Below are 14428 nucleotides of genomic sequence, written 5' to 3' on the forward strand. Positions count from 1 at the left end.
ATTCCCGGAAAGATCAGCGCGTGCGCGCCATGTCGTGCCACCACCAGCCGTGCAGGTCGGAGTGGTATTCGAAGAAGGCCGTCCAGGCCTCGAACGCGGCGTCGGGCGCCATGGGCTTGCCGTACCGATAGGCCCGCAGCCGATCCACCGCGCAGTAATGCATGCCGGGATGCGGCTCGCCGGGCACGGGCACGCGGAAGGTCTCGACGTCCGCGTCCGCGATCAGCAGCTTGTCGTCGTGGAACCAGACCTGCATGCCGTCGGTGCCGTAGCCGCCGCCCAGGTCTCGGAACGTGGGCCGTGCGCCGCGCAGGCGTGCGCCATAGAAATACAGGTGCTCGGCGTCACGCGCGAAGACGCTGGTCTTGTACAGCGGATCCTGGCTGACGTCGCGGAAGTTCAGGCGCAGCTCGGGCACGATCTCGAAGCGCTCCGGGCTCTTCGTGCGCAGCGTCTTGCCGGTGATGTAGTAGGCGTTGCGCGCGTCCTTCGCGTAGCGCAGGTTCAGCGGTTGAAAGGTCGCCGGGTCGGCACCCTCCACCACATACCAGTAGACGCGCCCGCCCGGGCCGCCCAGTTCGCCCTGGCCGTAGACGTGCTTCGCGTCGCGCAGCCACCGCCCGCCAAGCCATTCGAATGTCGCGTAGTCGGCTCCCAGCGGCTGGCGGTCCTTGGTCTGCAACGGCTTGCCCAGGAAGTACACCTGCCGGCCATCGTGGCTGTAGAAGCACAGCGTCATCTCGGGATGCGTGGCGATGTGCACGGCGGTCCAGGGCACGTCGGCGAACGGGCCGATGTGCGGATTGGCCCAGGCGGCCGGACGCACCTCGCGCACGAGGGCCTCCATCGTGGTGTTCGCGGGATCGATGATGCGCAGGCGCGGGCCCGTCACGCGCGCCAGGATGTCGGCCTCGTCGTCCGTGCCGAAGTAGTCCTGGTACCCGAAGTCGAAGCGGCCCAGGTAGTCGTAGGCCTTGTGCAGGGCCTGCCACTGCGGCGCGGACAGGCCCAGCAAGGGCAGCACGTCGTCAGGGCTACGGCCGGTGGCCAGGAAGAAGCGCGCGGCCACGTAGAGGTCGTAGGGCAGGATCGGGCCGGGGCCCGCGGGCGGCGTCGGTGCCGCCCTCCTAGCCATTGCCGCCCCCGGCGTGCCGCGATGCGCGTCGGCGGTTGCTGCTCGGACGTTCCAGGATCATCGGCGGTCTCGTCATGGCTGCCGCCGGAGGCGGCGGATCTCGGCGCAATGCCGGGCCATTCTAGCAACCGTGAACGGCATGCCCGCGTCGCGCCCATGCCGCCCCTGCAACGGATCGTACCGGCTTCAGGCCATGGCGGGCGCGTCCGCCTTCACCGGCGTCAGCTTGCCGTTCTCCCGGACGTCGATCGCCGGCGCGCAGGCCAGCGCGATCTCCAGCAACTGGGAATCGGAGTAACGCGGCCCGACCAGCTGGACCCCCAGCGGCAGGGCGCGCGCGCTCACGCCCACCGGAATGCCCACGCACGGCACGTTCAGCAGCGTCCACATCGAGTTGAAGACGGGGTTGCCCGACGAGGCCAGTCCCTCCGGCGCCTCGCCCGGCGACGACGGCGTGAGCACCACGTCCAGGTCTGCCCCGAACCGACCGTCGAACAGGCGGCGGCATTCGGCGGCCAGGTCATAGGCGCCGACCAGCTTGGCGGGCGTGATCTTGGTGGAGTTGCCGACGATGTCCAGGAAGTGCTGCGCCAGCATGTGGCGGCGCGGGCCCAGGTAGTCGGGCAGGAAGGCCCCGCGGCCTTCGCCGCGCATCACGATCTGCTGCGCGTCGTCCAGGCGCGCGAAGGGCTCGGGCAGGGTGATCTCGGTGACGATGGCGCCAGCGGCTTCCAGGCGGCGGCCGGCCTCGAACAGCGCCTCGCGCGCATATGCGTCGGCCAGCTCCCAGGCGGGCGACCGGTACAGGCCGACCTTCAGTCCCTTGATCTGCACCGGCTTGGCGTATTCGGCATCCAGCAGGCGGAACTCGCGCGCCACCAGCTGCAGGTCCTCCACGCAGCGGCCGTACCAGCCGATGGTGTCCAGCGTGTGCGAGTAATTCTTCGCGCCCTCGCGGCTGACGGCGCCGTGGGTGGGCTTGATGCCGTAGATGCCGTTGAAGGCCGCGGGGCGGATGTGCGAACCGCCCGTCTGCGTGCCAAAGGCCAGCTGCACCTGCTTGTCGCCCACGGCGGCGCCCGAGCCCGATGACGAGCCGCCGGGCGTATGCGCCAGGTTGTGCGGGTTGCGCGATGCCGCCATGCGGCCGCCGGAGGCGAACTCCACGGTGTCGGTCTTGCCGACCACCAGCGCGCCGCTGTGGCGCACCACGGCCACGCATGCGGCATCCTGGCCGCTCTGGTGATCGACGTACAGCTGCGAATTCTGCTGCGTGGGCATGTCCACGGTCTGGATCACGTCCTTCACGCCGAAGGTCAGCCCGTGCAGGGGACTGACGGGCGGCGTCTTGTCCAGTTCGCGGGCCTTGCGAAGGACGCTGTCGCGGTCCACGTAGCTCCAGGCGCGCACCGCGGGGTCGCGTTCCTCGATACGGGCCAGGGTGGATCGGGCAAGCTCTTCGCAGGACAGCTTTTTGGCGGCGATCAGCGCGGCGGCTTCGGTGGCGGTCAACTCGTACGGTTGCATGGCGGTTCCTTGAGGCGTGGGTTATTCGATGGGCATCTTGAACGTCAGCGCGGGCTCGCAATCCTTGGCCGGCATGCGCGCGATGTCCATGCCGGTCTGCGAGACGTTGGTGGACAGCTCGTGCATGCGCTTCATCAGCGGCTCGGGCAGCGACAGGCCGAAGCGGCGGCAATGCGCGGCGATCTCTTCGGCGGTCCAGAGTTCTTTGGGCGGGGTGGGCATGGGAAACGATCTCCAGGAAGGGAACGGCGGGGTTACAGCGCGGGGCGCCTGTCGCGCCACGCGGTGGCGCGCTCGTAGGCGCGGGCAACCTTGAACACGGTGGGCTCGTCGAACCAGCGTCCGACCACCTGCGCGTTGGTGGGCAGGCCATCGGCGTCGAAGCCGGTGCACACCGTCATGGCCGGATGGCCCGACGCATTGAACGGCGGGCAGACGTTCTGGCTGGTGAAGGTGCGCAGCACATCGTTGTCGGCGAACCTCGGTGCGACGTGGAAGGCGCAGGGCGCGATCAGCGCGTCGACGCTGCGCACCAGCTGGTCGGTGGCGTCGGCCAGTTCGCGGCGGCGGCGCTGCGCGGCCAGGTAGTCCACCGCGCGCGTCATGAAGCCCGACATCAGTTTGTCGCGCAGCGCGAAGCCCATGTCGGCGCCTCGCTTCATCAGGTCGTCCTCGTGGATGGTCATGGACTCGGTCCAGTTGATCACCGACGTGACCTTGCGGTATTCGTGGATGGGCGCGGGCAGCGTCACCTCGACCACGCGCGCGCCTTCGGCCCGCAGCACGCGCACCATGTCTTCCAGGCCGTCGCGGTTGGCGGGCTCCAGGTATTCGCCTTCGGGGCCGAAATCGCGGATGACGCCGATGGTCATGCCGCGCACGCCGTCCTCCAGGCCCGCCAGGTAGTCGGGCACGGCGCGGTCCCCCGACGCGGGATCGCGCGAGTCATGGCCCGCCACCGCGCGCAGCACGATGGCGCTGTCCTCTACGGTCCACGTCAACGGCCCCGGCGTGTCCATCGAATAGCAGTTGGGCAGGATGCCGTAGCGGCTGATCAGGCCGTAGGTCGGCTTCATGCCCTGCAGGCCGCATGCGGCGGCGGGCAGGCGCACCGAACCGGTGGTGTCCGACCCCATGGCGATCATCGCCGTGCCCGCCGCCACTGACGCGCCCGCGCCGGTCGACGAGCCACCGGTGAAGCGTTCCAGGTCCCACGGATTGCAGGCCGGGTCGAAGGGCAGGTCGAAGTACACGCCGCCGTTGCCCGTGCCGTATTCCCAGGTGTTCAGCTTGCCCAGCATCACCGCACCGGCGGCGTCCAGCTTCTCGACCACCGCGGCGTCGTGCCCCGGCACGAAGTCCATCAACAGGCGCGAGGCCGCGCAGGTGCGTACGCCGCGCGTGTAGTAGTTGTCCTTCACCGCATACGGGATGCCGTGCAGCGGGCCGCGCCAGCGGCCTGCCATGATGTCGGCTTCGGCCTGGCGCGCCGCGTCGCGCGCGGCGTCGGCAGTCACCAGCAGATAGCTCTTGACGCGGCCGTCGACGGCCTCGATGCGCGACAGGAAGGCATCCAGGAGTTCGACGGGCGACAGCTTGCGGGCCTGCAACAAGCGGCCGGCTTCGCCCGCGGTCAGGTGAAAGAGTTCGGTGTCCATGTTCCGTGTGGTATCCATAGGGGGCTCAGATCGACGGCCGGCGCTCGCGCCAGCCAGTGGCCTGTTCATAGGCGCGGGCCACCTTGAATACGGTGGCCTCGTCGAACCAGCGGCCGACGATCTGCGCATTGGTCGGCAGGTCCTGCTCGTCGAAACCCGTGCACACGGCCATGGCGGGATGGCCCGACGCGTTGAAGGGCGGGCATGCGGTGTCGGCGGTGTAGGCCTTGACGCGCTCGATGTCGTCGATGGGCGCGGCGGTGTGGAAGGCGCAGGGCATGACCAGCGCGTCGACGCTGCGCACCAGCGCGTCGGTGGCGGCGGCGAGCTCGCGGCGGCGGCGCTGCGCGGCCAAATAGTCCACCGAGCGCGTCAGGAAGCCGCTCATCATCTTCTCGCGCAGCGCGTAGCCCATGTCCTGTGCGCGCGTCATGAACTCCTGCTCGTGCAGCGACAGCGATTCGGTCCAGTTGATGACGGTGGTGGCGCGCTTGTAGTCGGCGATCTCGGCGGGCAAGGCCACGTCCACGATGCGCGCGCCCTGCTCGGCCAGCACGCGGCACATCTCGTCGACGTGGCGGCGGTTGGCGGCGTCCACCAGCGATTCCGCGTCGCCCAGGTCGCGCACGATGCCGAGGGTCATGCCGCGTACGCCCTCGCCCAGGCCGGCCACGAAGTCGGGCACGGCGACGTCCACGCTGCCGGGATCGCGCGCGTCGTAGCCGGACAGCGCGCGCAGCATGAGGGCGCTGTCCTCCACCGTCCACGTCAACGGTCCCGGCACGTCCAGCGAATAGCAGTTGGGCAGGATGCCGTGGCGGCTGACGCGGCCGTACGTCGGCTTCATGCCTTGCAGTCCGCACGCCGCGGCGGGCAGGCGCACCGAACCGCCGGTGTCCGACCCCAGCGCCACCATGGCGGTGCCGGCGGCCACCGACGCGCCCGAGCCGGACGACGAGCCGCCGGGCGAGTGCGCGAGGCTCCACGGATTGCGGGCCGGTTCGAACGGCAGGTCGAAGTACACGCCGCCATTGCCCGTGCCGTATTCCCAGGTGTTGAGCTTGCCCAGCAGGATCGCGCCGGCCGCCTGCAGCTTCTCGATGGCGGCGGCGTCGTGGTCCGGCACGAAATCCAGCAGCAGGCGCGAGGCCGCGCAGGTGCGTACGCCGCGCGTGTAGTAGTTGTCCTTCACCGCGTACGGGATGCCGTGCAAAGGGCCGCGCCAGCGGCCCGCCATGATGTCCGCCTCGGCCTGGCGCGCGGCATCGCGCGCGGCGTCGGCCGTCACCAGCAGATAGCTCTTCAACCGGTCGTCGACCGCCTCGATGCGGGCAAGGAAAGCGTCGACCAGCTCGACCGGCGACAGCTTGCGGGCCTGCATTAGGCGGCCGGCCTCGCCGGCGGACAGGTGAAACAGTTCGGCACTCATGGGTGCGCTCCTCGGGACGATTTGGGCAGGGGGTGGGGCAGTTCGATCAGGCCGATGCGCCGCATCGCGGCGAACAGCCAGGGCGTGGCGGAGACCACGATGAAGACGCGGCAGATGTGAAAGCCCACCACCAGCGGCACTTCCAGTCCCAGCGAGCGCGCGGTCAGGCACATCTCGGTGACGCCGCCGGGCGCGGTGGCCAGCACCAGCGCGGCCAGCGAGGCCCCGGACGCCGCGGACAGCAAGGCCGCCACGGCCGCGCAACCCGCGGCCAGGATGCCGACGTTGAGCAGGATGGCGGGCAATGCGCGGCGCACGGCAAGCATGTCCTGCCGTCGGAAGGCCAGGCCCAGCTGCGTGCCGATGCAGACCTGCGCGGCCGCGGCCAGCCCGGAAGGCATGGCGGGCGGCGCCCAGCCGGACAGCGTGGCGGCGATGGCCACGGCCAGCGGCACCAGCAGCCAGGCGCTGCGCACGCCGGCGCGCGTGGCCGCGATGGTGGCGGCGGTGGAGCCGGCCAGCAGCAGGGCCAGCTCCAGCAGGCCCAATCCGGTCAGCGCTTCCGGCGCGGGCGCGGGGCCCCGGCCCGCGCCGCCGAAAGTCAACGCGGCGGGCAGCACCATCACGAGCACGACGATGCGCAGCATCTGCGACACCGCGATGGGCACGGGCTCGCCGCCGTAGCGGCCGGCCAGCATGCACATCTCGGCGGGACCGCCGGGCACGCTGCAGAAGAACGCGGTGACGCGATCGATGCCGCTGGTGCGCGTCAGCAGCAGCGACGCGGCGCAGGCGATGAACACCGTGGCGAACACCGCCGCCAGGATCAACGGCACATGGTCCAGCAATTGCCGCGCGGCCTCGGGCGTGAAGTACAGGCCCAGCGTGGTGCCGACCACGATCAGTCCCGCGCTGCGCAGTCCCGCCCAGCCCGCCACGCGCACGCCCGACAGCGATGCGACGGCCGTGACGACCACCGGCCCCAGCATCCATGGCAAGGGCACATGCAGCCGCGCGAACAGCCAGCCGGCCAGGCCCGCGCCCACATACGTCGCGGCGGCCCGGGCCACCAGGCCTGGAGTGATCACCGGCATGCCGCATCCATCGAATAGGCGTTCAACGGCTGCTGCAACAGGCGCTGCGGCGCCAGCACGCAACGCGCGCGATGCGCGCCCAGGCCGGCCATGGCGGGCACGCCGGCGTCGCATTCGGGGCGATGCGAGGGGCAGCGCGGCGCGAACGTGCATCCCGGCGGCAGCGCGGTCAGGTCGGGCGGCGCGCCGGGAATCGGCACGAGATCCTGCTCGCGGTCGTCGCCCGACACCGTCGAGCGCAACAGTCCCTGCGTGTACGGATGCGCCGCGCGATCCATGATGTCCTCGATGGAGCCGGTCTCGGCGAAGCGGCCGGCATACATCACCGCCACCTTGTCCGACACCTCGCAGGCCACGCCCAGGTCATGCGTGACGAAGATGGTGGCCATGCCCAGCTCGCGCTGCAGCTCGCGGATCAAGAGCAGCACCTGGATCTGCACGGTGGCGTCCAGCGCGGTGGTGGGCTCGTCGGCCAGTAGCAGCTTGGGCCGGCACGACAGGGCCAGCGCGATCATGGCGCGCTGGCGCAGCCCGCCGGACAGCTCGTGCGGATACGCGGCCAGCCGGCGCGCGGCGGAAGGGATCTGCACCAGTTCCAGCAGCTCCAGCGCGCGCCGCATGCCGTCGCGATGGCTCACGCCGTCGTGGCGAACCACGGTTTCCGCGATCTGCTGGCCGATGGTGTAGACCGGGTCCAGCGCCGTCAGCGGCTCCTGGAAGATCATGGAGATCAGCGAACCCCGGATGTCCGGCAGCTTCTTGCGCGGCAGGTTCAACACGTCGACGCCGCCGACGTGGACCTTGCCCGACAACTGCGCGGTGGGCGGCAGCAGGCGCATCAGCGCGCGCAGCGTGACGCTCTTGCCCGAGCCGGATTCGCCCAGCAGGCACAGCACCTCGCCCTGCGCCAGCGAGAACGACACGCCGTTGACCACGGGCACGTTCATGTCGCGGCTGACGAAGCGCACCGAGAGGTCCTCCACCTCGACCAGCGGCACGCGTGGGGCATTCGTGGAGTCTTGCATCGCGGTTCTCCTGTCAGGCCGCCGCGGTCGCGCGCGGCATCGTGGCGATCGGCATCTCGGCGCGCGCCAGCGGAAAGTGGCAGGCGGCCATGTGGCCCTCGACGTCGGGCGACGGCAGCAGCATGGGGGCCTGTTCCGCGCAGAGCGCCTGCGCGCGCGGACAGCGCGTGCGGAAGCGGCAGCCGCTGGGCGGATTGATGGGATTGGGCGGGTCGCCCGACAGCGGCGGCTGCGTGACGCGGCGGCGCGGGTCCATCGACGGCCGCGACGCCAGCAGCGCGGCCGTGTACGGATGGCGCGCGCCGCCGTAGATGGCGTCGACGGGCCCGGATTCGACCACCTGCCCCAGGTACATCACCAGCACGCGGTCGCTGACGTACTGCACCACGTTCAGGTCGTGCGAGATGAACAGGTAGGTCAGGCCCAGCTCGCGCTTCAATTGGCGCAGCAGGTTCAGCACCTGCGCCTCGACGGACTTGTCCAGCGCGGACACGGACTCGTCCAGGATCAAGAGGCGCGGCCCCATGGCCAGGGCGCGCGCGATGTTCACGCGCTGCCGCTGTCCGCCCGACAGCTCATGAGGATAGCGCTGCGCGAACGTGCCCGGTTCGAGGCCCACCATGCGCAGCAGGCTCAGCGCGCGGTTGCGCGCCTGCGCACGGTCCATGCCCGCCACCGTTGGCCCGAAGGCGATGCTGTCCACGATGGTCAGGCGCGGATTGAGCGAGGCATAGCTGTCCTGGAACACCATCTGCATGTGCAGGCGCAGCTCGCGCACGCTGATGCCGCGCACGCCGGCCACTTCGTCGCCATCGAAGATCAGCGAGCCCGAATCCGGCTCGATCAGGTGCATCAGCAGGCGCGCCGTGGTCGACTTGCCGCAGCCCGACTCGCCCACGATGCCCAGCGTCTCGCCCTTGGCCACTTCGAAGCTCACGCCGTCCACGGCGCGCACCGCCGTCTTGGCGCCGCCCGGCAGCACGCCGCCGCCGATCTCGAAATGCTTCTTCAGGTCGCGCACGATCAGCATCGGCTGCGCGGGGCCGCCGCGATCGCGCTGGTCGTCATTGCGATCCAGCAGGCGCAGCGTATCTTCGGCGGGCGCGGGACCGGAGGCAGGGGCGTTCTTCAGTCGTGCAAACATGGCTGTCTCCCGGTCAGGCCTTGACGTCCATCGCGCTGCGCAGCCCGTCGCTCATCAGGCTGCAGCACATCGAGGTCACGAAGATCATCACGCCAGGCAGGATGGCGGTGATGGGCGATACGTAGATGGCCTGGCGCAGCGCGTTGAGCATCAGACCCCATTCGGCGTTGGGCGGGCTGACGCCCAGGCCCAGGAAACTGAGACCGGACGAGATGACGATGCTGACGCTGATCAGGCTGGAGGCGTACACAAGGATGGGACCGGTGACGTTGGACAGCACGTGGCCGCGGATGATGCGCAGCGCCGATGCGCCGGTGGCACGCGCGGCTTCCACGTAGTCCTGCGTGCGCACCTGCGTGGTGACGCTTTCGGCGATGCGCGCGATGGGCGGGATGAACACCAGCGTCAGCGCGACGATGCTGTTGAGCAGGCCCGCGCCCAGCGCCCCCGAGATCGCCACGGCCAGCAGCACCGACGGAAACGCGTAGAACACGTCGATCAGGCGCATGATGACCATGTTCCAGCGTCCGCCCGCGTACCCCGCGATGACGCCCATCGCGCCGCCGATGCAGGTGGCCAGCACCACGGGCGTGAAGCCCAGGAACAGCGACAGGCGCCCGCCGTGGATCAGGCGCGACAGCATGTCGCGGCCCAGCTCGTCCGTGCCCAGCAGATGGCCTTGATAGCCGAACGGCTTCAGGCGCCGCACCATGCTCATCTTGAAGGGATCGTCCAGCCCCAGCCAGGGCGCGAAGACCGCCAGGCCGATGATGGTCAGCAGGATGAAGCCACAGGCCAGCGTGACGGGATCGCGCGCCAGGCGGCGGCCCACGGTGTGCCAGAAGCCCCGGCTGGGCCGGCGGAACGCCACGGGCGCGGCGATCGGCGCGGCGCCGGCGGTTGCGGTGTGGGAAGTCATGGTGCGCTCCGGTTCAGATGCGCTTGACGCGCGGATCGACGACCATCTGCAGCACGTCGACGATGAGGTTCATCAGCACGAACAGCGACGCCAGCACCAGGATCGTGCCCTGCAGGATGGGCAGGTCGCGGGTGAAGATGGCCGAGTTCAGCAGGAAGCCCGTGCCGGGCCAGGCGAACACGGTCTCGACCAGGATGGAACCGCCCAGCATCTGGGCGAACTGCAGGCCCATCACGGCCATCACGGTGGGCGCCACGTTCTTGGCCACGTGGGCCAGCACCTGCGGACCGCGCAGGCCCTTTGCATACAGGGTCTGCACGAATTCCTGCTTGCGGATCTCGATGACCGAGGCGCGCACCGACCGCGCGATGATGCCCATGGGAATCACCGCCAGCGTCACGGTGGGCAGCACCATGTGCTGCCAGTCCAGGTTGCCCATGCCCGAGGCGGGCAGCCAGCCCAGCTCCACCGAGAACAGCACGATCAGCACCATGCCCACCCAGTAGTGCGGCAGCGATACGCCCGTGACCGCCATGCCGGTGACGACGCGGTCCAGCACGCGCGACCGCGAGTAGCCTGCCACGCCGCCCATCGCGCAGCCGCCCACGAAGGCCACCGCGATGGCGGCCAGCGCCAGGATGATGGAGTTGCCGATGGCCGGCGCGATCTCGTCCATCACCGGACGCCCGCTCTTGATCGACGCACCCAGGTCGCCCGTGACGGCGCGGCCCAGCCACTTCAGGTACTGCACGGGCACCGGCTGGTCGAATCCGTACGCCGAGCGGATCTGCGCGATCACCTGCGGCGAGGCGTTCTCGGGCAGCACGGAACTGAGCGGATCGCCGGGCGCCAGGTGCACCAGCGCGAAGCACACCAGCGACACGCCCAGCGCGATGGGCAGCGTGTACAGGATGCGGTGGAGGATGTATCGCAGCATGGGAGGTCTCCCGGCTTATTCGACCGATACGGGCGTCAGGTCCTGGAACCAGCTCTGCGCCTGCACGAAGCCCTTCACGTTGGGGCCCAGGGCGCGCGGATTCAGGTCATGCACGACCCAGATCCACATGGCCTGGTCGACGATGCGCGTGTGCAGCTTGGCCAGCAGCGCATCCTGCTTGGCGGGATCGAACTCGACCTGCGCGGCGGCGGCCAGTTCGTCGGCTTCCTTGTCCTTGAAGCCGCCCCAGTTGTAGCCAACCGGCGGACGCGTCCTGGACCACGACGGGCCGATCAGGCCGATGAACGGATCCCAGTACGCCACGCTGTTGTTCAGGCCGTGGATGCCCTTGTTATCGGGCGTATCGGAGCTGACGCGGCGATGCGAACGCAGCGCCTCCCACTCCATCACTTCGAGCTGCACGTCGAAGCCCACGGCGCGCAGGTTCTCCTGCACGAACTCGTTCATGGGCAGCGGCTGCATCTGGCCCGACCCGGCGGTGGACACGGCGAACTTCACGCGCAGCGGCTTCTGCGGGCTGTAGCCGGCCTCTTTCATCAGGCGCAGCGCTTCTTCCGGGTCATAGCGGATCTTGAAGTTCGGCTGGCCGAACCACGGATGCTTGGAGTCGATCATGCCCTCGGCCGGAATCGCCGTGCCGCCGAGGAATTCGGACAGTCCCTTGCGGTCGATGGCCAGGTTGGCCGCCTTGCGCACGCGGATGTCCCTGAAGGGGGAGTCTTCGGAATAGCTCAGGATGTACGGCCAGTTGTGCGGATAGATGTTGGTGACGATCTGCATGCCCGCCGACTTCAGGCGCGGCAGGGTGTCCGGCGGTGGCGCCTCGACCCAATCCACCTGCTTGGACAGCAGCGCGGCCACGCGCGTGTTGGGATCGGGCATGGTCATGAGCACCATGCGATCCGACTTGGGCACGCGCTTGGGATCCCAATAGCCCGGGTTGCGCACGAGTTCGGCGCGCTCGCGCGGCACCAGCTTGTCCAGCATCCACGGGCCCGTGCCGGACGGCTTGAAGGCGACCTTGTTCCAGTCGTTGCCCATCTCCTTGAAACGCGCGGGGCTGGACATCAGCACGAAGGTCATCAGGTACGGAAAAACCGCGTCGGCCTCCTTGGTGGTCACTTCGACGGTCATCGGATCGACCACGCGGTACGACGCGATGTTGGAGATGTACTGGCCGGCCTGCGTGGCCTGGCTCTGGTCGAACTGCGGCGCGTCGCGCTTCATCAGCTTGTCCAGGTTCCACACCACGGCGTCGGCGGTGAACGCCGACCCGTCATGGAACTTCACGTCGGGCCGCAGCTTGAAGGTCCACTTGGTGTGGGTGGCCGTGTCGGCCTCCCAGCTCAGGGCCAGCCCCGGCGCCAGCCTGGCGGGCACGTCGGCGCGCGACAGGTCCCAGCGCACCAGGCCGTCGTACAGGGCAAAGCCGATGAAGCGCAGGCCTTCGCCGCCCTGGCTGGGCTGGCCCGTGGTCAAGGGAATGTCGGCCATGGTGGACGCCACGCGCAGCACCTTCTCGGCGCGGGCGTCGGAAGCGTGGATCGCGAAGGCGAGCACTGCGGCCAGGAGCGAAGCCGCTGATTTTTTGATAGCCAAGGTGATTCTCCGGTTTGCTTGCGGGATCGACGGACGCAAGGGTCCGCCCGTACGGAAAAGCCGACTGCGGGTAAAGCGGGGCCCTGCCGCGCGCCCATTCGGGCGGCGGCGCGGGCAGATCGGGTTCGGGAGTAGCGGTCGGCGCTAGGCCGCGATGGTCTCGGGTGGGGCCGCCTGGCGCGCCAGCGCGGCCACGTCGGGCCGCCGGCCGCGCCAGGCAGTGGCGCGTTCATAGGCATCGCCCACGCGCAGCACCGTGGCCTCGTCGAAAAGCCGGCCCGCCAGCTGCAGCGAGAACGGCATGCCGTCGGCATCGAAGCCGCTGCAGATCGACAGCGCCGGATTGCCGGTAACGTTGAAGGGCGCCGTGTAGCTGGGCGCCTCGAACATCCATTCGGGCCTGGTGGCGGCCAGCACGCCGGCCGGCTCCGCGCAGGGCAGCGCGAGTAGGTCGATGCGCCCTGCATAGGGGCGCCCGCCGGTTCCCGCTTCGAACACCGCCTGCGTGGCCGCGGCCAGGCGCGCACGCATGCGCGTGGCCTGCACGTAGTCCTCGGCGCGCAGCAGTGCGCCGCACATCACGCGGAAACGCAGGCTGGCGCCGAACAGGTCGGGACGCGTGCGCAGGTCCTGCTCATGGATGGCGAACAGCTCGGTCATGGCGATGACGCGCTTGCTGTCGTTGTATTCCAGGATGGGCGGCAGCGTGACGCCGCGCACGGTGGCGCCCAGGCCGCGCAGCACGTCCAGCGAGGCCTCGAAGGCCTGCCGATAGGGCGCGGAGATGGGCGCCTCATGATCGAGCCATTGCCACGGCACGCCGACCACCAGGCCCTTCGCATCGCCGTTCAACGCGGCGCGGTAATCGGGCACCGGCACGTCCGCGCAGGCGGGGTCCAGCGGATCGTGGCCGGCGGTGATGCCCAGCAGGATGGCCAGGTCTTCGCAATTCCACGCCATGGGGCCCGCGTGATCGTGGCTGAAGCAGTTGGGCAGGATGCCGCGGCGGCTCAGCCGGCCATACGTCGGCTTGATGCCGGCGATGCCGCAGGCGGCCGCGGGCAGGCGGATCGACCCGCCGGTATCCGAGCCCATGCTGGCCAGGCACAGGCCGGCTGCGATGGCCGCGCCCGATCCCGACGACGATCCGGCAGGACTGCGTTCGGCATTCCAGGGGTTGCGCGCGGGCGGCGCGACCACGTCCCACGACGGCCCGCCATGCGCGAACTCCCAGGTGGTGGTCTTGCCCATCAGCACGCCGCCGGCGGCCGCCAGCGCGGCCTGCGCGGGGCAGTCCTCGGCGGGCACGTTGTCGGCCAGCAGGCGGGACTGGCCGGTGGTGCGGATGCCCGCGGTCTCGTAGATGTCCTTCAGCGAATACGGGATGCCATGCAGCGGGCCGCGCGGACCGCTGCGCTGGATCTCCGCCTCGGCCTCGCGGGCCTGGCGGCGCGCCAGGTCCGGCGTCGGGGTGACGAAGCTGCTCAGCACGCCATCCACCGCCTCCATGCGCGCCAGGCAGGCCTCGGTCAGCTCGACCGGCGACAACGCGCCGGCGGCGATCAGGCGGCCGGCCTCGCCCAGGGTCAGGAAGGTGGGATCGTCGACGTCAGCCATGGCGGACCTCCGCCGTGGGCAGGAAGGCGCGGGGGTCGAACACATGGGCGGGCTCCGCGCCGCGCGGGTAGCCCCGATGGATGCGCGCCGCCAGGCGCTCGACGTAGCCGTAGGCCGCGATCACCTCCGGCACGTAGGCCTCCGGCAGGCAAAACCGGGCATTGTTCAGCAGAACCGCGATGTGTTCCGCAGGCGTGGGGCTGATCCCCTCGGGTACGGCTGTATGCGACATTCGTAGACCCCTTGTGTATCCGGGCGCCGCGCCATGCTGCATGCGCACAATCCCGTGATTTCAGCCACTTGGACTGAATTTCAGTGTTTAA

Annotated in this window: 13 protein-coding genes; all 13 read right to left on the bottom strand. The window is 69.8% G+C overall.

Translation table 11 applies throughout. The features are described from left to right. Nucleotides 1-13: 13 nt before the first annotated feature. Nucleotides 14-1135 carry a DKNYY domain-containing protein gene (locus FS845_RS16035; RefSeq protein ID WP_144637078.1) on the bottom strand — a complete coding sequence of 374 codons (1122 nt, stop codon included), beginning with the start codon at nt 1133-1135 and terminating at the stop codon, nt 14-16. A 186-nt stretch (nt 1136-1321) separates the two neighbouring features. Continuing rightward, a complete protein-coding gene (locus FS845_RS16040) occupies nt 1322-2662 on the bottom strand; it encodes an amidase (RefSeq protein WP_144637080.1) in 1341 nt (446 codons plus the stop codon). Nucleotides 2663-2683: 21 nt separating this feature from the next. Beyond that, nucleotides 2684-2884 carry a hypothetical protein gene (locus FS845_RS16045; protein WP_144637082.1) on the bottom strand — a complete coding sequence of 67 codons (201 nt, stop codon included), beginning with the start codon at nt 2882-2884 and terminating at the stop codon, nt 2684-2686. Between the two features lie 32 nt (nt 2885-2916). After that, complete coding sequence (locus tag FS845_RS16050; protein ID WP_186332306.1) at nt 2917-4320, bottom strand: amidase; 1404 nt, start codon at nt 4318-4320, stop codon at nt 2917-2919. 25 nt (nt 4321-4345) lie between these two features. After that, nucleotides 4346-5749: an amidase gene (locus tag FS845_RS16055; RefSeq protein ID WP_144637086.1), complete on the bottom strand. Its 1404-nt coding sequence runs from the start codon at nt 5747-5749 to the stop codon at nt 4346-4348. Then, a complete protein-coding gene (locus FS845_RS16060; RefSeq protein ID WP_186332307.1) occupies nt 5746-6843 on the bottom strand; it encodes an AbrB family transcriptional regulator in 1098 nt (365 codons plus the stop codon). The genes FS845_RS16055 and FS845_RS16060 overlap by 4 nt, the downstream gene beginning before the upstream one ends. Beyond that, nucleotides 6834-7868: an ABC transporter ATP-binding protein gene (locus tag FS845_RS16065; RefSeq protein ID WP_144637090.1), complete on the bottom strand. Its 1035-nt coding sequence runs from the start codon at nt 7866-7868 to the stop codon at nt 6834-6836. The genes FS845_RS16060 and FS845_RS16065 overlap by 10 nt, the downstream gene beginning before the upstream one ends. Before the next feature lie 13 nt (nt 7869-7881). Continuing rightward, nucleotides 7882-8898, bottom strand: coding sequence for an ABC transporter ATP-binding protein (locus FS845_RS16070; RefSeq protein WP_260986316.1), 1017 nt, complete (start codon nt 8896-8898; stop codon nt 7882-7884). Between the two features lie 127 nt (nt 8899-9025). After that, on the bottom strand, nt 9026-9931 hold the full coding sequence (locus FS845_RS16075) for an ABC transporter permease (protein WP_144637096.1): 906 nt from the start codon (nt 9929-9931) through the stop codon (nt 9026-9028). Between the two features lie 13 nt (nt 9932-9944). Next, on the bottom strand, nt 9945-10868 hold the full coding sequence (locus tag FS845_RS16080; RefSeq protein ID WP_144637099.1) for an ABC transporter permease: 924 nt from the start codon (nt 10866-10868) through the stop codon (nt 9945-9947). A 15-nt stretch (nt 10869-10883) separates the two neighbouring features. After that, the gene (locus FS845_RS16085; protein WP_260986305.1) at nt 10884-12488 is read right to left on the bottom strand and encodes an ABC transporter substrate-binding protein; all 1605 of its coding nucleotides are present in this window, start codon (nt 12486-12488) and stop codon (nt 10884-10886) included. Nucleotides 12489-12632: 144 nt separating this feature from the next. After that, nucleotides 12633-14105 (bottom strand): amidase, encoded by a 1473-nt coding sequence (locus FS845_RS16090; RefSeq protein ID WP_186332308.1) that lies wholly within the window; start codon nt 14103-14105, stop codon nt 12633-12635. Then, nucleotides 14098-14337, bottom strand: coding sequence for a hypothetical protein (locus tag FS845_RS16095; RefSeq protein ID WP_144637105.1), 240 nt, complete (start codon nt 14335-14337; stop codon nt 14098-14100). Before FS845_RS16095 ends, FS845_RS16090 begins: the two co-directional genes overlap by 8 nt. Nucleotides 14338-14428: the final 91 nt, after the last annotated feature.

Origin of the sequence: Bordetella genomosp. 13, from assembly GCF_007679965.1 — a bacterium.
Lineage (GTDB): Bacteria > Pseudomonadota > Gammaproteobacteria > Burkholderiales > Burkholderiaceae_B > Bordetella.